At 51.3% G+C, this 21,343-nt stretch carries 20 protein-coding genes; 16 read left to right on the top strand and 4 right to left on the bottom strand.

The window, feature by feature from the left end; genetic code table 11:
• The first annotated feature begins 145 nt into the window (after nt 1-145).
• Both NSU01_RS14145 and NSU01_RS14150 read left to right on the top strand, forming a co-directional pair.
• A complete protein-coding gene (locus NSU01_RS14145; RefSeq protein ID WP_083705602.1) occupies nt 146-2,110 on the top strand; it encodes a beta-L-arabinofuranosidase domain-containing protein in 1,965 nt (654 codons plus the stop codon).
• Between the two features lie 74 nt (nt 2,111-2,184).
• Nucleotides 2,185-2,691, top strand: coding sequence for a hypothetical protein (locus NSU01_RS14150; RefSeq protein WP_042136270.1), 507 nt, complete (start codon nt 2,185-2,187; stop codon nt 2,689-2,691).
• Between the two features lie 110 nt (nt 2,692-2,801).
• Here NSU01_RS14150 and NSU01_RS14155 read toward each other — a convergent pair whose 3' ends face one another.
• Both NSU01_RS14155 and NSU01_RS14160 read right to left on the bottom strand, forming a co-directional pair.
• Nucleotides 2,802-5,237, bottom strand: a complete 2,436-nt coding sequence (locus NSU01_RS14155) for a glycosyl transferase (protein WP_042136271.1) — start codon at nt 5,235-5,237, stop codon at nt 2,802-2,804.
• An 89-nt stretch (nt 5,238-5,326) separates the two neighbouring features.
• Nucleotides 5,327-6,382: a LacI family DNA-binding transcriptional regulator gene (locus NSU01_RS14160; RefSeq protein ID WP_042136273.1), complete on the bottom strand. Its 1,056-nt coding sequence runs from the start codon at nt 6,380-6,382 to the stop codon at nt 5,327-5,329.
• A 354-nt stretch (nt 6,383-6,736) separates the two neighbouring features.
• Between NSU01_RS14160 and NSU01_RS14165 the strand changes: the two genes are divergently transcribed.
• The 13 genes from NSU01_RS14165 to NSU01_RS14225 all read left to right on the top strand — a co-directional run bounded on the left by NSU01_RS14165 (nt 6,737) and on the right by NSU01_RS14225 (nt 19,768).
• Nucleotides 6,737-8,515: a sensor histidine kinase gene (locus tag NSU01_RS14165; protein ID WP_305954215.1), complete on the top strand. Its 1,779-nt coding sequence runs from the start codon at nt 6,737-6,739 to the stop codon at nt 8,513-8,515.
• Nucleotides 8,490-10,097 carry a response regulator gene (locus NSU01_RS14170; protein ID WP_076245333.1) on the top strand — a complete coding sequence of 536 codons (1,608 nt, stop codon included), beginning with the start codon at nt 8,490-8,492 and terminating at the stop codon, nt 10,095-10,097. Before NSU01_RS14165 ends, NSU01_RS14170 begins: the two co-directional genes overlap by 26 nt.
• Nucleotides 10,098-10,161: 64 nt before the next feature.
• A complete protein-coding gene (locus NSU01_RS14175) occupies nt 10,162-11,076 on the top strand; it encodes a sugar ABC transporter permease (protein ID WP_076245335.1) in 915 nt (304 codons plus the stop codon).
• Nucleotides 11,077-11,079: 3 nt separating this feature from the next.
• Nucleotides 11,080-11,919, top strand: coding sequence for a carbohydrate ABC transporter permease (locus NSU01_RS14180; RefSeq protein ID WP_076245337.1), 840 nt, complete (start codon nt 11,080-11,082; stop codon nt 11,917-11,919).
• Nucleotides 11,920-12,049: 130 nt separating this feature from the next.
• On the top strand, nt 12,050-13,366 hold the full coding sequence (locus NSU01_RS14185) for an extracellular solute-binding protein (RefSeq protein WP_076245339.1): 1,317 nt from the start codon (nt 12,050-12,052) through the stop codon (nt 13,364-13,366).
• A gap of 79 nt (nt 13,367-13,445) precedes the next feature.
• Nucleotides 13,446-15,095 (top strand): hypothetical protein, encoded by a 1,650-nt coding sequence (locus NSU01_RS14190; RefSeq protein WP_076245341.1) that lies wholly within the window; start codon nt 13,446-13,448, stop codon nt 15,093-15,095.
• 133 nt (nt 15,096-15,228) lie between these two features.
• Nucleotides 15,229-16,143: a glycoside hydrolase family 43 protein gene (locus NSU01_RS14195; protein ID WP_076245344.1), complete on the top strand. Its 915-nt coding sequence runs from the start codon at nt 15,229-15,231 to the stop codon at nt 16,141-16,143.
• Nucleotides 16,144-16,551: 408 nt separating this feature from the next.
• Entirely contained in the window at nt 16,552-16,974 is a 423-nt protein-coding gene (locus NSU01_RS14200; RefSeq protein ID WP_256703935.1) for a VOC family protein, read from the top strand.
• A 214-nt stretch (nt 16,975-17,188) separates the two neighbouring features.
• Nucleotides 17,189-17,596 (top strand): hypothetical protein, encoded by a 408-nt coding sequence (locus NSU01_RS14205; RefSeq protein ID WP_042136288.1) that lies wholly within the window; start codon nt 17,189-17,191, stop codon nt 17,594-17,596.
• A gap of 214 nt (nt 17,597-17,810) precedes the next feature.
• Nucleotides 17,811-18,077: a hypothetical protein gene (locus tag NSU01_RS14210; RefSeq protein WP_076245349.1), complete on the top strand. Its 267-nt coding sequence runs from the start codon at nt 17,811-17,813 to the stop codon at nt 18,075-18,077.
• Between the two features lie 97 nt (nt 18,078-18,174).
• Nucleotides 18,175-18,582 carry a hypothetical protein gene (locus NSU01_RS14215; RefSeq protein ID WP_076245352.1) on the top strand — a complete coding sequence of 136 codons (408 nt, stop codon included), beginning with the start codon at nt 18,175-18,177 and terminating at the stop codon, nt 18,580-18,582.
• Between the two features lie 132 nt (nt 18,583-18,714).
• The gene (locus NSU01_RS14220; RefSeq protein ID WP_039297855.1) at nt 18,715-18,930 is read left to right on the top strand and encodes a hypothetical protein; all 216 of its coding nucleotides are present in this window, start codon (nt 18,715-18,717) and stop codon (nt 18,928-18,930) included.
• 166 nt (nt 18,931-19,096) lie between these two features.
• A complete protein-coding gene (locus NSU01_RS14225; RefSeq protein WP_042136296.1) occupies nt 19,097-19,768 on the top strand; it encodes a stalk domain-containing protein in 672 nt (223 codons plus the stop codon).
• A 36-nt stretch (nt 19,769-19,804) separates the two neighbouring features.
• Here NSU01_RS14225 and NSU01_RS14230 read toward each other — a convergent pair whose 3' ends face one another.
• Both NSU01_RS14230 and NSU01_RS14235 read right to left on the bottom strand, forming a co-directional pair.
• Nucleotides 19,805-20,410: a thermonuclease family protein gene (locus NSU01_RS14230; RefSeq protein WP_076245355.1), complete on the bottom strand. Its 606-nt coding sequence runs from the start codon at nt 20,408-20,410 to the stop codon at nt 19,805-19,807.
• Between the two features lie 39 nt (nt 20,411-20,449).
• The gene (locus NSU01_RS14235) at nt 20,450-20,626 is read right to left on the bottom strand and encodes a hypothetical protein (protein ID WP_171716491.1); all 177 of its coding nucleotides are present in this window, start codon (nt 20,624-20,626) and stop codon (nt 20,450-20,452) included.
• 131 nt (nt 20,627-20,757) lie between these two features.
• Between NSU01_RS14235 and NSU01_RS14240 the strand changes: the two genes are divergently transcribed.
• Nucleotides 20,758-21,249, top strand: coding sequence for a hypothetical protein (locus NSU01_RS14240; RefSeq protein ID WP_052421827.1), 492 nt, complete (start codon nt 20,758-20,760; stop codon nt 21,247-21,249).
• Nucleotides 21,250-21,343: the final 94 nt, after the last annotated feature.

Consider the following 21,343-nt stretch of genomic DNA (forward strand, 5'->3'; position numbering starts at 1 on the left):
TTTCTATTAGCCGGACTTCCGTGGAAGGTTGGTAATCCGAGTGTGAAATAGTACAAAAACAGGGTTGCTTATGATTCTGTTTTTTATTCATTTTACCGTCTATAATTGCAAATAGCGAGGATGAAATGAAAAGGGGAGAAAACACTTGAGTAAATTTGCAGATATTCAGCAAGCTGCGGACACAAGCCGGCAGGTAGCTATTCAGGATGAATTCTGGGGGCGTTATATCCGGCTGGTGCAGGATACCGTTATTCCGTACCAGTATGAGGCGCTGCATGACCGGGTGGCCGGAGCAGAACCCAGCCATGCCATTGCCAATTTTGAAATCGCTGCCGGCAGGAGGGAAGGCGAGTTCAACGGCTGGGTCTTTCAGGATAGTGATGTAGCGAAATGGCTGGAGGCAGTGGGGTATTCGCTTAGCATCAAGCGTGATCCTGAACTGGAGCGTCAGGCGGATGAGATGATAGAGCTGGTCGGCGAAGCACAGCATGAAGACGGATACCTGAATACCTATTTTACACTCAAAGAGCCGGGCAAACGGTGGACGAACCTGCTGGACTGCCATGAGCTGTATTGTGCGGGACATTTCATTGAAGCGGCAGTGGCCTATTATGAAGCGACCGGCAAAGACAAGCTGCTGGTCATTGTGCGGCGGTTCGTTGACCACATTGAAACCGTCTTCGGACCGGAAGAGGGGAAGCTGAAGGGCTACGACGGTCATCAGGAAATTGAGCTGGCCCTTGTGAAGCTGTACCGGCTGACCGGTGAAGAGAAATATCTGAAGCTCAGCAGCTTTTTCATCGATCAGCGTGGACAGGAACCGAACTTCCTGCATCAGGAGTGGGAACAAAGAGGACGGGTTACGCACTGGACAGGTACGGCTACAAGCAGTGTGGATGTCAGTTATAATCAGGCCCATATCCCGGTCCGTGAGCAGAGCGTGGCCCTGGGACATTCCGTCCGTGCAGTCTATATGTATACAGCCATGGCCGATCTGGCCCGGCTTACCGGAGATGAAGCGCTGCGCGAAGCCTGCGTGCGCCTGTGGAACAATATGACGGAGAAACAGATGTATATCACTGGCGGAATCGGGTCAACACATCATGGTGAAGCGTTCACCTTTGATTATGATCTGCCGAATGATACGGTCTATGCGGAGACCTGCGCTTCGATCGGGCTGATCTTTTTTGCCAAGCGGATGCTGGAATTGACCCCGGACGCCCGGTATGCCGACGTGATGGAGCGGGCGCTTTATAATAATGTGCTCGGCTCCATGGCACAGGACGGCAAACACTATTTCTACGTGAATCCGCTTGAAGTATGGCCGCAAGCCTGCAGCTGCAACCCCGGCAAACATCATGTCAAAGCAGAGCGCCAGGGCTGGTTCGGCTGTGCCTGCTGTCCACCGAACGTGGCACGCCTGCTGACCTCGCTGAATCAGTATATTTACACTGAGCATGGCGACACGCTTTATACTAACCTGTATATCGGCAGTGAGCTGAAGACCACACTGGGCGGCACAGAGGTTGCAATCCGCCAGCAGAGCCGTTTCCCTTGGGATGGAACCGTGACCCTGAAAGTTGATCCTGCGGAAGCCGGAGAGTTCGGTATGGCGCTGCGTATTCCTTCCTGGAGCGGGAACGCGGAGATCAGAGTGAACGGAGAGGCGTTAGGCGATGCTGCTGCAAGCCTGCATCAGGGTTATGCTGTGATCCGCAGGGAATGGAAGGCTGGCGACGTGATTGAGCTGAAGCTTCCAATGGAAGCGCACCGCGTATACGCCCACCCGAATCTGCGTGCCGATGCCGGGAAGACTGCCATTCAGCGCGGACCGCTGGTCTACTGCCTGGAAGCGGCTGATAACAGTGAACCGCTAAGCTCGATTTCCTTGAGTAGAGACAGTAAGCTCATGGAGGTCTACGACAAGGAATTGCTTGGCGGAGCTGTGGTGGTGAGGGAAGCGGGCTACAGGGTAGACGGGCTGAGCTGGAACGGCGGTCTTTACAGCCGGACCAGAGCCGATGTGCAGCCGGTGGAAGTAACGGCTATCCCGTACTATCTGTGGGGCAACCGCGGCAGCGGCGAAATGAAGGTATGGATTTGGGAGTGAGCCGCAAGCGTAACAGACAGCAACTTTGGAGCGAGTTCGGCGTCTAACAAGCATCTGATACAGGGAGGATGCGTATGAAGCGGACATGGTTTTGGCTGCCGGTCCTGGCAGTACCGCTGCTGCTTGCCGCCTGCGGCGGGCTCGTGAATCCGGCTAGAGACAACGGGTCTGCGGATGCCGAAACTACCAGCAGGCCGGAATCAACTCTTAAGTCTGGAGAAGTCTCTCCGGATAATCCGAGCAGGATTGCTTTTGACATCGATGGCATTCATGATCCGCTCGTTAATGAAGAGATCAAGGCGAGCCTGAGAGATGCACTTGAGGGAATTGTGAATGAGGACCTTGAACAGTTTAACCGGGCTTTTGCCAGTATAAGTCTGGCAAAGGCGAATGAATTCGCCTTCACTCCCGGCAGCATCACTTTCACCGGAGTCGATGAGATTTCGGAGCAAAGCAGCAGCAGAGTTGTCATAAACGTGCATGATGTCCGTACAACAGCGGATGGGGAAGTGAAGCACAGCTGGAATTACTGGTTCATGCCGGATAAGGACGGCAACTGGAAGCTGGTCACGATTGACTGAGGACCTGCCCGTTTAGACGTTTTACCTGCATCACAAAAAAGGAACCCGGTCGCACCGCCTAGGCGGACAACCGGGTTCCTTTTTTATACTCAAAGTTTAAAACTCGCTAATTAACCCAATACAACTACAACCTGGTGAACCGCACCGTCGCCCACAGGAGCAATGATGTTGCCTTCAACAGCAGTGCCGTCGAGAGTCAGGCTGGCCACGCCTTTGGAGACATGGTTCGGGTTCTGGATCGAGATGACATAAGTGTCGCCGCGGAAGACGCGGGTAATCTCGAAGCTGTCCCACTCCGTAGGAATACAAGGATCAACCTTCAGACCGGCAAAGTCAGCCTGGATACCGAGGATGGACTGTGTAATCGCTACATAGTTCCATGCCGCTGTACCTGTCAGCCAGGAGTTTTTCGCTTCACCGTGACGTACAGCGTCTTTACCGGCGATCATCTGCGAGTACACGTAAGGTTCCATACGGTGAACTTCGCTGATGTCCTCCAGGTAAGCCGGAGCGATTTTTTTGTAGATATCAAAGGCTCTGTCGCCGTGTCCAAGCACCGTTTCAGCGATCATGATCCATGGGTTGTTGTGGCAGAAAATACCGGCATTTTCTTTATAGCCCGGAGGATACGTAGAAATTTCACCCAGGTTCACATAGTACTTGGAGTAAGGAGGCTGCTGCAATACGATACCGTAATCCGTATCCAGACGTTCCTGAACGGAAGTCAACGCACGGGCTGCTTCGCCGTTCTCCACACCGATACCCGCCATTACGCACATCCCCTGCGGCTCGATGAAGATCTGGCCTTCTTCGTTCTCCTTGCTGCCGATCTTGTCGCCGTAGTGGTCATAAGCGCGCAGGAACCAGTCGCCGTCGAAGCCGTGGGACAGCGTAATGGCACTCATGTTCTCGATCTTCGCAACCGCATCAGCAGCTACATCATCCAGTCCGCGCATGCGGCAGATTTCAGCATAGTCCGGTCCAACGAAGACGAACAGACCTGCGATGAACACGGATTCCGCAACGCCGCCTGCGATATTCTCAGTAGTCTGGAATGATTCGCCCGGCTCTGTGGAGAAGCAGTTCAGGTTCAGACAGTCATTCCAGTCCGCGCGTCCGATCAGCGGCAGGCCGTGAGGTCCGAGGTTATTCGTTACATGCTCGAAGCTCAGCTTCAAGTGCTCGAACAGGGTAGCCGTGTGATCCGGATTGCTGTCAAAAGGAACCTGCTCATCAAGGATCGAGTAGTCGCCGGTTTCCTTAATATAAGCAGCCGTACCGGAGATCAGCCAAAGCGGATCATCGTTGAAGCCCGAGCCGACTTCGTTGTTGCCCTTCTTGGTAAGCGGCTGGTACTGGTGATACGCGCTGCCGTCAGGGAACTGGGTAGCAGCGATATCGAGAATACGCTCTCTGGCACGCTCCGGAATCTGGTGGACGAAGCCGAGCAAGTCCTGGTTGGAGTCGCGGAAGCCCATACCGCGGCCGATTCCGGATTCGAAGTACGAAGCGGAACGGGACATGTTGAAGGTAACCATACACTGGTACGGATTCCAGATGTTAACCATCCGGTTCAGCTTGTCGTCACCGCTCTGGATCTGATATTTGGACAGCAGGTTATCCCAGTGTGCAGCCAGGGTAGCCAGGGCAGCATCAACCTGGGCATCTGTAGCGAACTGATCGATTACAGCCTGTGCAGGCTTTTTGTTGATAACGTTCAGGGATTCCCATTTCTCATCTTCAGGGTTCTCGATATAGCCGAGTACGAAGATGAAGCTTTGCTCTTCACCTGGTTCCAGGGTGATTTCCAGTGCGTGGGAGCCGATTGGCGACCAGCCGCTGGCCACCGAGTTGGTAGCTTCACCGGCAGCAACTGCCTGCGGAGCGTCCAGACCATTGTACATACCCACGAAGGATTCGCGGTCAGTATCGAAGCCGGCGATTTCCTTGTTTACTGAATAGAAAGCGTAGTGGTTTCTGCGCTCACGGTATTCGGTTTTGTGATAAATGACGGAATCCTTCACTTCAACTTCACCGGTGCTGAGGTTACGCTGGAAGTTTGTCATATCATCATTGGCATTCCACAGACAGAATTCGGCAAAAGAGAACAGCTTAACAGTTTTCTTCGCGTCGCCTGTGTTCTTAACGACAAGGCGGTGTACTTCAGCATTGTGGCCCATCGGTACAAAAGCAAGCTGATTAACGGAAATTCCATTGCGTTCGCCAGTGATGGAAGTGTAGCCAAGACCATGGCGGCATTCGTAGAAGTCCAGATCGCGTTTTACCGGCATCCAGCCCGGGGTCCAGAAATCACCGTCATCATACAGATAGTAGTAGCGGCCGCCTGTATCCAGCGGAATATTGTTATACCGGTAACGGGTAAGTCTTCTCATGCGCGCATCGCGGTAGAAGGTGTAACCACCGGCAGTATTAGAGATGAGGCCGAAAAATTGCTCGTTGCCGAGGTAGTTAATCCATGGATAAGGTGTTTTTGGGGTGTTGATTACATACTCTTTGCGAGTGTCGTCAAAAGTTCCGAATTTCATTAGAGACAAGTCTCCTTTCAATTGTGAACGCGCGTTTACAAAGCTGAGAAAAAATCCCCTCGGGGTAAGGGATTTTTCTGTATTAGAATTTACTGCTTCGGCGGCTGGCAAGAATCTCTTGCCACCAGACGCGCAGGGAAACTGATCGTGCTGAAGGTCGGCTGCTGTGAATCGCAGAGCTCGATGACCTTCTCTACAGCGGCCTTGGACATTTCGTAAATCGGCAGACGGACGGAGGTCAGCTTGGGATGAATCCGGGAAGCGAGCTGCACATCATCAAACCCCGCGATTGACATATCCTCCGGCACGGAAATGCCATGCTCGGAGAACGCTTCCATGGCCGAAATAGCCATATCATCATTGGAAGAGAAGAATGCAGTCGGCAGCGGGCCGCCGGAATTCAGCAGCTTCTTCACCTCTTCATAGGCGGTTTCCTTGAGGAAATCACCCTGTAGGATGAAATTCTCATTCAGCGCAAGCCCATGACGCTTCAGCGTATCCTCGTATGCCATATAGCGTTCCCGTCCGGAGTACGTGTTCATCCGTCCGCAGATCATGCCAATTTCTTCATGGCCGAGACCGATCAGGTACTCAATGGCTTCAACCGTACCCTCATAGTCCTTGGAATTCACTATAGCCAGATGATTGCGGTCCAGATGCTCCGACATAATCTCCGAAATGTCATAATCAATCAGCACAAGCGGTGAGTCGAGACCGACCATTTCCCGGACAATCTCGATATCCTTCTGGGTGCCGACTATAATGCCGCCGTCAATCCGTTTCTGCAGGAAAGCCTGCTTCACCTTCAGGAAGTCGTCGGGAGAATATACGGTATGAATCAGAACATAACAGCCGCGGGCATTCGCTGTGTCGACAACGGCATCAACGAACGGTGCGAAGTAGTTATTCTGATAGATCCGTGTCGCGTTCTCTTTCTCGTTCATGCTGATTGCAAAAAGCCCGATCGTATCGGTCTTCTTGCCGGCCAGAGCCCGGGCGAAGCTGTTAGGCTCGTACTGATGCTGTTCAATGATCTTCAGCACCTTGGCCCGGGTCTCCTCAGGGACATTGGAATAATTGTTGATCACACGGGATACTGTGCTTCGCGAAACCCCGGCTAGCTTGGCAATATCTTCGCTTCGCATGGTGTACCCCCTCTATTGTAAACGCGCGTTTATGAACTCATTGTAAAATAAACCGGCGCGAAAATCAATCGTCCGCCCAAATAATTTTGCCTTGAAATATAAGAAAGATTATTTTACGCCAAACTTTATCCTTCAATTGCTCGCTGAAAGTAATCCCATCCCTTATGGACGTAATAACCGTTTCCACTTGCCGGATTCTCCGATCTGCGTTACAAATAAATGCATCAGTAAATAAGAGGGACTGGAGAGGACGAAATCAATGATTATACAGGAAATAGATTCGCAGATACGCAGGGAGAAGGAGGGATTACTATCTTTTACTCGTTAAAAAACCGCCTGATCGCGTTCTTCGTTGTGCTGCTGGTACTATCCTTCGGCACGATGTCGCTGCTGCTGTTCAACCAGTCACGCTCCATCATCCGCTCTTATATCGAATCCTCGGCACTGGAGAAAATGGACGAGTACGGCTCATTTATTAACATGGCCCTGCAGCAGAGCTATGACTTGTCCTCTCTGGTCTACAACAGCGATATCACCCAGAGGTGGGATGCCCAGCTGTCCAATCCGGCTTCAACCGAAGGGCAGAAGATGCTCTCCAATATCACCATGAGCAAGTTCCTGACCCAGACTACCAACAATTACTCGATTGTCTCCTCAGTGACCATCTACCGTCAGGAAGGGATGCGGATCGGTGCCGATAACCAGGTGGTTACGGATGCTTCGTTCAAGCAGGAGACGTGGTACCGCAATTTCATTGAGCACAGCAATCACTGGGTTCCGGCCCATACGGATCAGGTGGAGATTAAGGGGGCCAAGCCGTATGAGGTGGTAAGCCTGCTGCTGCCGATCGGGATTTTTGAACCGTCACTGGCCAAAAATGTGATGAAGGTCAACATTAAGGCGGACTTCCTGCTGGAGCCGCTCAATCGTATACATCTTGGTGAAAGCGGTACCATCTTTCTGCTCAACCAGCAGGGTAATCCTATTCTGTCCCAGCAGGAGTACAGTGCTTATCCGGAAGCGGCGGCGGAAGTCCAGCGGGTCCGTGCAGGCAAAGCCGCGCAAGGCGTTGTCTACCTGAAGGATCAGAAGGGAGCCTCACATATTCTGGTCTACAAAAAGCTGGCAATCACCAACTGGCTGCTGGTCGGCTTTGTCTCTGAACAGGATCTGTATGCCAAGCTGTTCAAGCTCCGCAACAGCATTATTGTATTTGCTTCCCTGATGCTGATTGCCGCCTTTGTGCTGGCTTACTGGATTTCTTACGGTATTACCAAGCCCCTGTCCCGTCTGGTGTCAGCCATGCGGCATGTCCAGAAAGGGGATTTCGCCCAGGCCGAGCGGCTCACTCCGCCGGAACGCAGGATACGGAACGAGGTTGACTACGCTACCGACACCTTCCGGAGTATGGTCAAGCAGCTGAGGTATTTGATACGAACCGAGTTTGAACAGAAGCTGCTGCGCCAGCAGGCAGAATATAAAGCGCTGCTGATGCAGATCAATCCCCACTTCCTGTTCAATACCCTGGAGCTGATGAGTAGTCTGGCTATCCAGCAGCGGACGAAGGAGACGGTTACGGTCATTGAGTCACTCGGCAAAATGCTCAGGTTCTCACTGCGCATTAGCGAGGATCTGATCCCGCTGCGCGAGGAGCTGAAGTATGTCCGCTATTATATGTCCATTCTGGACATCCGCTTTGGCCCGGGTCTCGATCTGCGGATCGAAGAGCAGGGCGAGCTTGACGATCTGGAAATCGTCAAGTTCCTGCTCCAGCCGCTGATCGAGAATGCGGTGAAGTACAGCTTCATTCACCAGGCGAATGCCAGGGTACTGATCACGGTAAGACAGGATAAGGACAGGCTGTATCTTGCTGTCGCTGATAACGGCATCGGAATGGCCCCGGAGCTACTCCGTGAGCTGAATGATCAGGCCATGCGCCAGCAGCTGGAGCAGCTGCTGCAGAGCAAGACCCATCAGATTGGACTGCGCAATGTGCTGGCCAGATGCTGGCTGTATTATGGCGATTTATTCAGCTTCAGGATAGATTCAAGCGAACAGCAGGGCACCAGCATCGAGCTGAGTCTGCCCATTCAGAGGAGGAATGAAGATGTATCGCGTATTGATCGTGGATGATGAGCCGGAAATCCGCCAAGGCTTACGGCTGAAGGCAGATTGGGCAGACCTGAATCTGTCAGTGATCGGTGAGGCAGGGAATGGAATGGAGGCAATGGAGCGGCTGGCCTGTGAGGCGGTAGACATTGTAATTACAGATATGAACATGCCTGTGATGAACGGCGTGTCTTTCCTTGAGGATTGCCGCAGACTCTATCCGGAGCTGAAGCTGATTGTAATTACCGGCTACGAGGATTTTCATTACGCCAGAGCTGCTGTCCGTAATCAGGCGCGTGATTATCTGCTGAAGCCGGTAGCTGCCGATGAGCTGATGGCCGTATTGCAGAAGGTGAAGGAGGAGCTTGACCGGGAGCGTAATGACCGTGATCAGCAGGCCGTAATCCAGTGGCGGCTATCCCGGTATTACATGGAGATGAAAGAGCATTTCCTTGTTCAGCTTGTCAAGGAGGACGTAGAGCAGGTGGATGCGCTGAAAGAGCGGGCCGCACTCTTTGAGCTGGGTGAATGGGATTTGACGGGAATTCATGTTGCGACAGCTGGACTCAGAGAACGGACGGGGGAGGCTCCGCAGCTGCCGGAGCGCACTCCCGGCAAGCTGCGCCTGCCGTTTGAGCTGCTGGGCAGGGAATTCGCGGGCAGGTACGGCAGTGGCTGCCTGGTGTTCCGCGATCCGAACTACCCCGGACTGGTTCACTATATTCTGCGGGAGGGTCTGACGGATATGCCGCAGTTCTGTGCAGATTTGGCTGCTTGTATCTCTGCACATCTGGGCTTTGAGCCGGTCATCGGCTATTGCGGCGTCAAGCTCGGATTCCACCAGTGGAAGGAAGGCTACATGGAGTCGCTTCTGGCCTGGAATCTCTCGGAGAATGCCGCTTATCCTCCGGCTGAAGGAAAGTCCGAGCCCGGAGCAGTGCTTACTGAGGAGCTGACTCGGACTCTGCGCCGCCTGCTGATTCAGGGGGAGTGGAGCTGCTTCGGCCAGACGGTCCGGCAGGAGCTTCAGCAGGCCTTCTCCCAGTCACGTTCCCGTTTCGTGAAGCTGATCTTTCAGCTCTATCTGCTCGTGGACGGAGCGGATGGGGCGCCTGCACATGGGAACGGTCATGCCCAGCAGCTGTGGCTCCATCCGGAGATGGTCCATAAGCTTGACTCAGTAGACAAGGCGGAGCATTTCCTGCTGGAGCTGGCCGGACGCGCACACCGTCAACTTCAGGAAGCAGGTGACCCCGATGATTCGGTAATCCGCACAGCGACGCAGTATATCGATGGCAATTACATGTATGATCTGAATTTGACCCAGCTGGCCAAACGGTTCAATTACAATTCGTCCTATTTCTCGGAGCTGTTCAAAGCCAAGGTAGGCCGAAGCTTCATTGCCTATCTGACCGACATCCGGATGGCCCAGGCCACCCATCTGCTGGTAAGCACAACCCTGGGTCTATGGGACATTGCCGAGCTTACCGGTTTCTCGAATGCCAGCTATTTCAGCTCCAAATTCAAGAAGATGTACGGGATCGCCCCTTCGGACTTCCGCCTGAACCCACCTGAAAAATTCAATAGTGAGCAGCCGAAGAAATAGCATTCAAGCGGGCTGCGCTACTTTCTATAATGAGCCTATATCCATTAAGAAGGAGAAGGCGCATATGAAGACAGCACACAAATCGGCTTTATGGAGAAGGAGCGGCACCGCTTACCTGTTCCTGCTTCCCTGGCTGATCGGCTTTTTCGGACTGACACTTGGCCCCATGCTGGGATCCTTTTATCTGTCCCTGACCAAGTACAACCTGCTCAATGCCCCGGTATGGCTGGGCTTTGACAATTACAGGCACATCTTCACGGCAGACGAATACTTCTACAAATCTCTTACGGTGACTTTCAAATACGTGCTTTTTTCGGTTCCGCTCAAAATGGCCTTCGCCCTTCTGGTCGCTGTCGTGTTGAACAAAGGCATCCGGGCGCTGGGCATCTACAGAACGGTGTACTACATTCCTTCCCTGCTGGGAGGAAGTGTGGCGATCGCCATCGTATGGCGGCAGATTTTTGACGGGGAAGGCCTGATCAACCACTTTTTAAGCTGGTTCGGGATTGAAGGTCCGGCCTGGATCGCCCATCCGAGCTACATTCTCTCCACCATCGTTACCTTGTCCGTCTGGCAATTTGGTTCTGCGATGGTCATATTCCTGGCCGGAATCAAGCAGATTCCTGCGGACCTGTACGAAGCGGCACAGGTGGACGGGGCTGGTAAGCTGCGGCAGTTCGGCAAAATAACGCTGCCCATGCTGTCACCGGTAATCTTTTTCAACCTGGTCATGGGGATTATCAACTCCTTCCAGGTGTTTACCCCGGGGTATGTCATTGGGGACGGACGCGGCGGTCCGGTAAATTCAACGCTGTTCTATACGCTCTATCTGTATCTAAAAGGCTTCTCATTCTTCGATATGGGCTATGCCGCCGCTCTGGCGTGGATCATGCTGATCATCATCGGCCTGTTTACCTCGATTGTGTTCGTGACCTCCAGGTTCTGGGTGTTCTACGGCGACGGAAAGGACGGGCGATAAATCATGGCTGATCAAAAGACGATTTTTAAGCTCGGCAAGCATGGTCTCATCATTCTGTTTGGGCTGCTGATGCTCTATCCGGTGCTGTGGCTGCTGTCGAGTTCCTTTAAACCGAATGAGCTGATCTTCTCTGATCCCGGTCTGTGGCCGGCGAGGTTTACACTGGAGAACTATGTGAATGGCTGGAAGGGGCTTCAGGGTATCTCGTTCAGCCGCTTTTTCCTCAACTCGGCAACGATCTCCGTGCTGTCGGTCATCGGCAATATTCTCACCTGCTCTTTGGCGGCATACGCGTTCGCCCGGCTGGAGTTCCGTCTCAAGAGTGTGCTGTTTGCCTGCATGCTGGTGACGATTATGCTTCCTTACCATGTGCTGCTGATTCCGCAATATATTATTTTCAGCAAGCTGGACTGGGTGAATACCTACTTGCCTCTGATCGTACCGAAATGGCTGGCGCATGACTCGTTCTTCGTGCTGCTGATGATCCAGTTTATACGCGGTATCCCGAAGGAGCTGGACGAAAGTGCTACCATCGACGGCTGCGGGCAAGGCCAGCTGTACTTCCGGATTATTATTCCGCTGCTGGTTCCGGCGCTGATCACAACGGCTATCTTTACTTTTATCTGGACCTGGGATGATTTCTTCAGCCAGATGATCTATTTGAGCCGGATCAATCTGTTCACCGTTCAGCTGGGCATACGTTCACTCTATGACCCCTCCGGATCATCCGACTGGGGCGCGCTCCTGGCGATGTCCGTGCTCTCCCTTGTGCCGATCATGACGATCTTTCTTCTCTTCCAAAAGCATTTCCTGGAGGGCATCGCTACGACCGGTTTGAAATGACGGGCTCAACTGAAATGCAGACCCGAAAAAACCACTAGCGGAGACCCGAAGAAATGAAATTCAACTCCGGTCAAGAAATGATTAGGATGGGAATGCAAGCGATTACAAAAATTCTTGGGGGGACATTTCGATGAGAAAAATCTTAGGTCTTACACTGGCCGCAATGCTGCTGGCCGCAACAACCGCCTGTTCGGGTGGCAACAATGGCAAACCGGCAGCCGGCAGTTCAGACACTGCAGAGCCGTCTGTGGATCAGGTCGAGCTGCGGATTATGTGGTGGGGCGATCAGAAGCGGGCAGACAAGACAAACGAGGCACTGCGCAAATTTGAGGAGAAGTATCCGAATATCAAAGTGGTCGGGGAGTTCGCTCCAAACTCCGGGTACTTTGACAAGCTGAACACCCAGCTGGCTTCGGGGACAGCACCGGATGTATTTTTCCTTGGAGGCAACGTAACGGATTACGCGGATAAAGGGGTACTGCTGGATCTTCAGCCGTATGTCGGTAAAGAGCTCGATCTGACAGATATGGATCAGACGATGGTGGAATACGGAACGCTGGGAGGCAAGCTGGTTCATATCTCTGCCGGAGCGAATGCCAGAGGGATGGTCATCAACACCGAGCTGTTCAAACAAGCCGGAATGGACATTCCTGCGGACGGCTGGAGCTGGGAAGATTACGCCCGGATCAGCAAGGAGATCTCCGGGAAGCTGGGCAAGGGCTATTACGGCACCTACAACTTTACAGTTGAGGGCATGGACATCTATATGAAGCAGCGCGGCAAGCAGGTCTATGATATGGAGAAAGACGCACTTGGCTTCGAACAGCAGGATGCCGAGGATTGGTTCAACTACTGGAACGACATGTCTAAAAACGGCGGGATGGTTACACCGTCCCTGCAGGTATCGAATCCTCCGGGAGACACAAGTAAATCACTGGTGGTCACAGGTAAAGTGGCAATGAGCCTCATTCCGTCCAACCAGTTCGCAGCCCATCAGAATCTGATCCAGGATACGCTGACGATGGTTCAGGTCCCGCGGGGTCCTAAAGGCACAGGTGTCGTATTCGAATCCAGCCAAGGCTTGTCCGGATATGCGAAGACGGAGCATCCGAAGGAAGTCGCTACACTGATGAACTACTGGATCAATGACCCCGATGCCGCGCAGATTCTCGGCAGTGACCGCGGAGTCCCTGTTACCTCCAAGATGCGTGACCTGCTGATGAAGGATGCCACTCCGCTGGAGCAGACCGTATACGACTTCACGAGCCGGGTGTCTGAGGCGACGAAGAAAGAGCCTTTTGCCATCAGCTACAATCCGCCAAGCTTCACCGAGTTCACCAAGCTGGCTGAAACCGCGGTGCAGGAGATCGGTTTCGAGCAGAAGGATGTGAAACAGGGAGTGGAGGATTTCTATAAAGGCGCTACGCAGATTTTTGGCAGCAAATAAGTCGTTTACCGGAAGCAGACTGCCCGGGCAGTCTGCTTCTCTGTTTGGGGAAGAGAGCGAAGATACAGGAGGGAAGTACATGACCAGGGACTTATTACAACAGCTCCGCGAAGTAACGGCTGATGACCGGATCGGAGTGCTCAAGAAGGCGGCGGACCGTGGCGCTATGGAGCAATGGAGGCAGTCGGGCGTTGCTTTTGCCGCCTCATCGGAAGCGATGGAGAATGTCTATTATTCCGGATTGCATAAGCTTATGGATTGTATCGTGCCGATGGACGGCAACGGCCATGTTCTGCACGAAGGAGGTGTCTATCTCGGCAGCTGGCTGGAGAGTACGGGAACCATGAGCGCTGAGCTGCTGTCACGCTTCATGCCGGCGGTGGCGGAAGCGACCTTTCGCCTGTTCGCCGATTATCAGCGTGAGGATGGGCTGATTCCTTACAAAGTAACCCCTGCAGGACCGGCTTACCGGCAGATCCAAATGGTGACCCCGCTGGCCCGGAGTGTCTGGAATCATTACGTGCAGAATGGACGCAACAAGATGTTCCTCCGCTCGATGTACCAGGCGATGAGCAGATTCGACGACTGGCTGGCCAGCCGGCGCGATACACGAGGAACAGGCTGCGTGGAGGCCTTCTGCACCTTTGATACCGGACATGATCTGTCCCCGCGTTTCTGGCATATTCCGGATACACCCCATCTGGACGATGCGGCGCAATGTAACCCGGATTCACCGCTGCTGCCTTTTCTGGCCCCTGATTTAACGGCCAATGTCTACTGCCAGCGGCAGTATCTGTCCAGAATAGCAGAGGAACTTGGAGAGGATGGAGCTGAGTGGAAGGCCAAAGCTGCGGCCAGCAGGCAGAGCCTCTTCAGCCATTGCTATGACGAGGAGGATGAGTTCTTCTATGACCGTGACCGCGGAGGCCGGTTTGTGCGTGTGCAGTCGGATGTGCTGCTGCGTGTGTTGGCCTGCGAAGTGGGAGACCGCGATTTCTTTGACGCTGCTCTCCGGCGTTATTTGCTGAATACCAGCAAGTTCTTTGCCAAATATCCCTTCACCTCCATAGCGATGGACGACCCCCGGTTTGATCCGTTCTCCAGTTACAACACCTGGGGCGGCTCATCCAACTTCCTCAGTATCATCCGCGCGGCGCATGCCTTTGAGCATCATGGGCGTTATGTCGAGCTGACCTGGGTGATGCTGCCTATTCTCGCTGCGCTGTCCCGGATGACACGATTTGCCCAGACGTTAAGCCCTTGGACAGGAGAAGAGGGATATACAGAATCGTATTCCCCGGCTCTTCTGTGCCTGCTGGACTATGTGGAGCGGCTGTGCGGAATTATGCCGGTTGCCGGAGAAGAGCTATGGTTCACCGGACTGCTTCCTTATGATATGGATCATGGCCAGGAGGTAGCCCATGAGACAGGATACCGCCGGGCGGTAGATGGAACAGTCTATGAGCTGATCACTACCCGCCAGGGGGCAGTGATCTACCGGGACATGGAGGAGTACATGGCTTTTCCGTTTGGAGTCCGCGTAATCACGGACCGGAACGGGCAGCTGCTGAAGCTGATCGGGATGAGTATCCGTGAAATCGAGGGCTGCATCTGCTATCTGGGCCAGAGCCTCCCGTTCACGATTAAGGGCAATGAACAGCTGGAGTATGCGGATGGCGGCTTCAGCAGAATCAGCGATATTGGAGTGGTGCTGCCGGAATACCGGTAATTAAGTTGAACTTTACGCATTCACTCTTCCAGTTTCAATATTAACCTTTGTTCCTTATGGCCTAGTGTACTTTCCTAAGTACACCTTATATAAATATTGCTTGCAGCGTGTGTGGTAGAAAGGAGAGTTATAAATGATAGAAAACAACAGCTTACAGATCAGAGATCCGTTTGTGCTGCCGCTTGCCGGACAAGTACAGGGACAGGAACAGGAACAGGAACTCTACTATTTGTATGGCAGCACCGACAGCAATATCTGGGGTAAGGGCACCGGGTTCGACGCCTACACAAGCAAGGATCTGGAGCATTGGGAAGGACCGTTTCCGGTATTCCGTCCAGAGGCGGATTTCTACGCCGAGCATAATTTCTGGGCTCCGGAAGTCTATGCCTACGGCCGGAGATACATCATGTTCGCCACCTTCCGGCGCAAAGACAATGATCTGCTGGGGACGGGTGTGCTTGCTTCGCCACATCCGCTTGGCCCTTTTACCCCGCATAGCGAAGGTCCGGTGACCCCGCAGGACTGGAGCTCCCTGGACGGAACGCTCTATATAGATAAGCAGGACCAGCCATGGATGGTCTTCTGCCATGAGTGGCAGCAGACTGGAGACGGGGAGGTCTGCGCCATGCGGTTAACGGAGGACCTGCGGAGAGCGGAAGGAGAGCCGGTTACTTTGTTCCGGGCATCGGACGCGCCATGGACAACCCCGTTTGTATCCAAGCGGTATGCGGATCAGCTCAATTACGTAACAGATGGGCCATTTCTGTTCAGGTCAAGTGACGACGATACGTTGTATCTGCTGTGGGCAAGCTTCATTAATAACACCTATGCGCTGGGCATTGCCCGTTCCGGGAGCGGTGAGATAACCGGACCATGGATTCATCAGGAAGAGGCTCTCTATCAGAAGGACGGCGGACACGCGATGGTATTCCGGACCTTCGGCGATAAGCTGTTGCTGGCGATCCATACACCGAATCAGACTCCCGACGAACGGCCGGTATTTCTGGAGCTGGAAGAAAGCGGCGGTGTGATGAGAATGAAGGAATAGGTGTTGGAACGCTTTTAAGCAATCTGATTCCACCGGCTCTACATCGGACACCGTGCCCGAATGGCAGGTTGTCTGCTAAAAGACACTCGCTTCATGTTTAACTGTATTTTGTACAACTAAAACGGGCGATTTTTGCCCCGTGGGAGTTTTAGCTGCACTTCATACAACTAAAAATAACAGCTACGCCCCAAACGAACACTTTTCTCAATTTTAGTTGTACAGAGTACACTTATCCTAGCTCATCCGGTTTTTCGCCGTCTTTTAGCTGCACGAAATGCAACTATTCCTTATGTAGTAAGTATAAAACCTCGTTGCGAGGGGAACGTACGTTTTGCTATAGTGGGCTCATGATTAATGATTTTACTATAGAGGAGATGTATTCCAATACAGCTGGGTTGTACGTATCTAATCGTCCGTGATATGAAGAGTTCCATTGCATTTTATGAAGCGTTGCTGAATATGAAAGCAGATTCCCGCAAGCTGGAGCGTTGGGCACAATTCCACTGCGGGAACACACTCGCGTTATGGAATCCGGAATTCGATAAGGAATTGATCCGCACGAATAGCGATGTGTCGGAGCATTTTAATGAGGCGTATTTGAATTATAAGCAAGAAAGTGAGGTTCGATACGGGAATAATGTGATCCTTAACTTCAATGTTACTGATTTGAATGCAGAGTATGAGCGGGTGAAGTCACTGGATATCGGAGTAGTATCTGAGATTTTCTATATCAATGTTGTGCGGCCTTATCATTGCTTCATGATTGAAGACCCGGATGGGAATCTAATCGAAATCACAGGAGATTATCATACAGAATCTATTAAATTCTAAATATTTACATGGGAAATTATAGATGATATATTAAAAATGCTCATATAGACCGTTTTGAGAGGGAAGGAGACTTGCTTATAGACTCCAATCTGCCGGGGAGAGTGAAGTGCAAATAGTCTGCTGCTCTGTTGAGCCGGACTACGCCAAGCGAGTGCTGTGCGTTTCGTTCAGACCGATTCCCCTATACCCAAAGAATTGAGGAGGATATTAATAAATGCGAAAATTAAAAACATTGATCGTGTTTCTCTTCGCAGCAAGTTTCTTGTGGGTCTCCGCTCCTTCTGCGCATGCCCTTTCTCTGGCGCCGGGATTTAATTCGCCAGTAACTCTTACTCTGCAGCCGGGACAAACCACATATTTGCTCTGTACAGCCTCCGCCAAAACGATTAAAGCCGTTGTAGAGAAGCAATCGGATACGGGTAAAGTGACGGGACCTTATTATTTCAACATGAGCAACCGCGGCCAAATCCAAATGGGTACAATGAGCGGTGCCAGTGCTGTACAGGATCTGTATTTCAGCTATTGGGACGGCAGTGCCGGAAATGCGCTGCTCTATCTGAATGCGACGGATACTACGGTTCCTATTCAGGTGAAAGTGACCTTTTATAATTTAAGCAACTAATATAAGAACAGGCGATAATCCGTCAAAAGAAAAGATTGCTACTCCATTGCGGAGTAGCAATCTTTTTAGGGTTATAAGAGATTATTCAATGTTAATTAAACTTTAAATCACCCCATCTCCCCCGGCAGCTTTGTCACATGACTCATTTACAAATAGTTCCACAAGAAATATGCTATCCTTATTTAATACTGTGTAATCACAAGGAGGGCAACTGATGAAAGGGGCTTACCTGAAGTATTTTGGCGTGGCGATCATCGTGCTGGGGGTAATTGCTTGTATTCCAGTGGGATTCCATTTGGGCGGTGTGCTTGGTGTTGCTATCTTCCTCGCCGTTTCCTGCATAGCCGGTATGTTTTTTATTGGCTTTGGTGAACTTGTCTACTCCATGCAGCGCATCGAGCTGGAGATTGCCGGGGAACGTCCGCAGTATGATCCTTTGACCGGACAATCTCAGGTACCGCCCAAAGATAACGGCCGCTGATCATGCGTGCACAGTTTGAAATTTAATCTGATTTGTCCAACCTCATAAACTCCTCTAGCATATTCTATGAGTAGAAGATTAGAGAGGAGGAATCACCATGGCAACGATTATCGACACAGGGGCCAGTACTGCGACAACGGGCAGTCAGACCGTATCTATTCCAATTCTTTCACCTGCGGGCAATTTGATCTTGGCCGAGTTTGGCCTTGCTACTGTAACTTCGGGGGTTGTATTACTGAGTGCCTCCATCGGATTTCAAACTACGCTCGGCGTACCCAATGTAGTCTTCACATTGTACCGGGACGGGCAGCCCATCTTCAATATGGGCTCCAGCGGCCTTGCGCTTTTAGCCATTCAGCCTATTACTATTGCTTATATGGATAGAAGTGTACCCGCTGGCTATCATGCATACAGCTTGGGTGTCGCCAATAACAGCTTGAATATCCTGCTCAATGCAGCCAGTGTTACGGGACCCGTGACATTCTCAGGAACCTCCATCGGATAAAAGAAATGCATAGAACAAACCCGCTGAACTCCGGTCCGGCGGTTTTTTTTGAGTGTATATACAATTTGTTCCAAAGCAATTATGATTTACTTAAAGATTCTGAACTCTATACGAGGAGAGGGGCTGTGAGAAATGATGGCAACAGGTTTTGGGTCATTGCTTGCCGGCAGTTTTAGTATATTTTTCTTTTTAGTCTGGCTGGCATGTCTGGGGCTCGGTATTTATTTATTCGTTCTGGTAGTGAAGCTCGCGCGCAGAGGAATTGTTGCATTGGATCTGTACAATCATGCCAAGAATCTGGAAATCCGCAACCATTACGAATCCGTTCACAAAAAAGATGAGTTCTAAATGATACATAGCCAATTGGAATTGGAAGTATGGATGCCCTGCCTGAAGGCGGGGTGTTTTTTTGTATTTCGGCGGATTCTCAGCCATTTGCATATTATGGTAAGATTTATTATACTCCCAGTATGTAAGTTTTAAATTTGAAATACATGGAGAGGAGTTTGATCGGGTGAAAAAGAAATTAACCGCTGCGCTGACTGTTTTTGCTGTACTTGGAGGAATGGGAACGGGGGTATACGCCGGAGCCAATCTGCAGGAGATCAAAGCTTTTCTGAACCCGGGAATTAAATTCAAGGTAGATGGCCAGCCTGTGCAGCTGAAGAATAGCAGCGGTGCAGTGATCGCTCCGATTTCTTATAAGGATACTACGTATCTGCCAGTCCGTTCTGTGTCGGATCTGCTCGGAGTTACCGTTAAATTCGATGCCGCCTCCAATACCATTTCATTAGGCGAGCAGACGGAAGGAGTCTCGATTGCAGCCGGTTTTGACTCGTCGTACCATACCAAAGATCCTGACAAAACCGTCTATAAAGATAAGGACTATAAAGATGTCCATTTCGATAATGGCAGCGGCACTCGCGGCAGCTCGTTCATGCTCTACCCGAACAAGAAATATCAGAAGCTGTATATTCAGGTCGCGGCGATCGGCACTGATATTAAAGACTTTACCGTGCAAGACAGCGATACGGATACGGTGCTTAAGAAGCTGAACATTACCCCTGAAGAAGGGCTCGTAACCGTAGAGGTGGACATTGCCGGAGTAAGCTCTATCTATGTAACCGGAGACGTACAAGACGGCTCATCCATGTTCGTTCCATTGACTACTTCCTATTATAAATAACTATAGAAGAACCCGGGAGACTTTTGTCTCTCGGGTCTATTTTTTGTTGGCGGGGGTAGCTGTGACAGAAGTGTCGTATCCCCGGTCGGTCACATAATTCTCTATGCTCCAAATCCCCAGCCTCGCAGACTTAGCCTGTTTCTCAGTGGCTCTGAGCTGATCCACATATTTCACATCCGGCGGATACACGGCAACCCTGGCCAGACCCTCTGCAATCAGCATTTCATTCACCATCTCATCACCGAGATAGACATAAGCCAGAATCCGGCCGTATTGATCACGTTCAGTCACATCCATTTCGACCCTAACCGTTTGCCCGTGCAGAAGCTCCGTTAAGTATTCACTGGCCTCAGGGCCAAAGGGCTGAACCGGTGTATTGGCGCGCTTGGTTTCAGGAGTATCAATGAGCAGGAGCCGGATTTTGTCCACCGTACCATCTTCGAACTTAACTTTGAAAGTATCTCCGTCGGTCACAGATAGAACTTCAGCCTGAGAAGGATGTGTAAGAACAATCGTGTCCAGTGTTTCAAAGGTATTGTCCGGTTCATCTTTCGACAGGACAGCTGTCACCAACGAAATCGTAAGAGCTAATACAATCAAGCCGTACCTGGTAAGCTTCTTACCGTTATTAGATTGGAACATGTGCTAATGACTCCTTTGCCGTGAATATATCATTCCGGTTCACTCAGCCGGAGGATCTTTTGGATCATTCTTAGATTTGCCGGGCCTAGAGAAAACAACTCCAAAGGCAATACCCAAGGCTATGCCCAAAGGCAAATTATCAAAAGCCATCCAAAACACTATACCAAAACATAAGCCCAGGGCGATGCCTTGGGAGGAGTCTTTTTTCTTATCCATATCCATGTCTCCTTGAATAGATGTAATTAAAATCAAGCAGCTGATTGGCGGAATAGCATAAAGGGTATTATCCGGTAAGCCTGCATATCTTACTGGCAATGTTAGGCCTAGAACGCTTAAGGAGTGAAGATGTGTATACCAAAAAACTAATCTTGACCTTATCGATGATGTTATCCATGTTGGCAGTGAATGCCTGCAGTAATCAGCCGGATGTGCCTGCAACTGATTCTATGCAGACCTCTGCACCGTCCGCCGGGAACAATGGAGTTACGGCTCAGCCGGATGCTTCTGCCGTTTCCCAAGAGCTGCCGGAGAATCTGCCGGAGGATTTCCCGCTGCCGGAGGATGTTCAAATCAAGCTATCCCATTCTGAAGAGAACGAAGGCAAAAAGACAGCTCTTCTGATCTTCACCACAACACAAAGCATGGATACAGTATCGAAGCTCTATCAGGATTATTTCTCTTCAAGACTCGGAAGCGATTCTGCACAAACCCTTGATGACAAGAACCTGATTATCCAGGGTACCACCAAAGACAATAAGCAGAGCTGGTCGATCATCGGCGGTTCTTTGGCTTCCCAGGAAGGTACTGTAGAGCTAAATGTAACATGGGCGGAATTATAAATTAACAATCCTGTTTAGTGATGAACATCCGTTGGTGTATGGTCAGGAGAGACCGGCGGATGTTCTGTTTGTATTAGTGTATTTTACCATACAA

The sequence above is a fragment of the Paenibacillus sp. FSL H8-0259 genome, assembly GCF_037963255.1.
Lineage (GTDB): Bacteria > Bacillota > Bacilli > Paenibacillales > Paenibacillaceae > Paenibacillus_AQ > Paenibacillus_AQ phytohabitans.

Bases quoted from the DNA above. Each gene is read 5' to 3' on its own strand.
- NSU01_RS14150 (WP_042136270.1), top strand. From the start codon at position 2,185: ATGAAGCGGACATGGTTTTGGCTGCCGGTCCTGGCAGTACCGCTGCTG.
- NSU01_RS14155 (WP_042136271.1), bottom strand. From the start codon at position 5,237: ATGAAATTCGGAACTTTTGACGACACTCGCAAAGAGTATGTAATCAAC.
- NSU01_RS14160 (WP_042136273.1), bottom strand. From the start codon at position 6,382: ATGCGAAGCGAAGATATTGCCAAGCTAGCCGGGGTTTCGCGAAGCACA.
- NSU01_RS14170 (WP_076245333.1), top strand. From the start codon at position 8,490: ATGTATCGCGTATTGATCGTGGATGATGAGCCGGAAATCCGCCAAGGC.
- NSU01_RS14175 (WP_076245335.1), top strand. From the start codon at position 10,162: ATGAAGACAGCACACAAATCGGCTTTATGGAGAAGGAGCGGCACCGCT.
- NSU01_RS14180 (WP_076245337.1), top strand. From the start codon at position 11,080: ATGGCTGATCAAAAGACGATTTTTAAGCTCGGCAAGCATGGTCTCATC.
- NSU01_RS14185 (WP_076245339.1), top strand. From the start codon at position 12,050: ATGAGAAAAATCTTAGGTCTTACACTGGCCGCAATGCTGCTGGCCGCA.
- NSU01_RS14190 (WP_076245341.1), top strand. From the start codon at position 13,446: ATGACCAGGGACTTATTACAACAGCTCCGCGAAGTAACGGCTGATGAC.
- NSU01_RS14195 (WP_076245344.1), top strand. From the start codon at position 15,229: ATGATAGAAAACAACAGCTTACAGATCAGAGATCCGTTTGTGCTGCCG.
- NSU01_RS14205 (WP_042136288.1), top strand. From the start codon at position 17,189: ATGCGAAAATTAAAAACATTGATCGTGTTTCTCTTCGCAGCAAGTTTC.
- NSU01_RS14210 (WP_076245349.1), top strand. From the start codon at position 17,811: ATGAAAGGGGCTTACCTGAAGTATTTTGGCGTGGCGATCATCGTGCTG.
- NSU01_RS14215 (WP_076245352.1), top strand. From the start codon at position 18,175: ATGGCAACGATTATCGACACAGGGGCCAGTACTGCGACAACGGGCAGT.
- NSU01_RS14220 (WP_039297855.1), top strand. From the start codon at position 18,715: ATGATGGCAACAGGTTTTGGGTCATTGCTTGCCGGCAGTTTTAGTATA.
- NSU01_RS14230 (WP_076245355.1), bottom strand. From the start codon at position 20,410: ATGTTCCAATCTAATAACGGTAAGAAGCTTACCAGGTACGGCTTGATT.
- NSU01_RS14235 (WP_171716491.1), bottom strand. From the start codon at position 20,626: ATGGATAAGAAAAAAGACTCCTCCCAAGGCATCGCCCTGGGCTTATGT.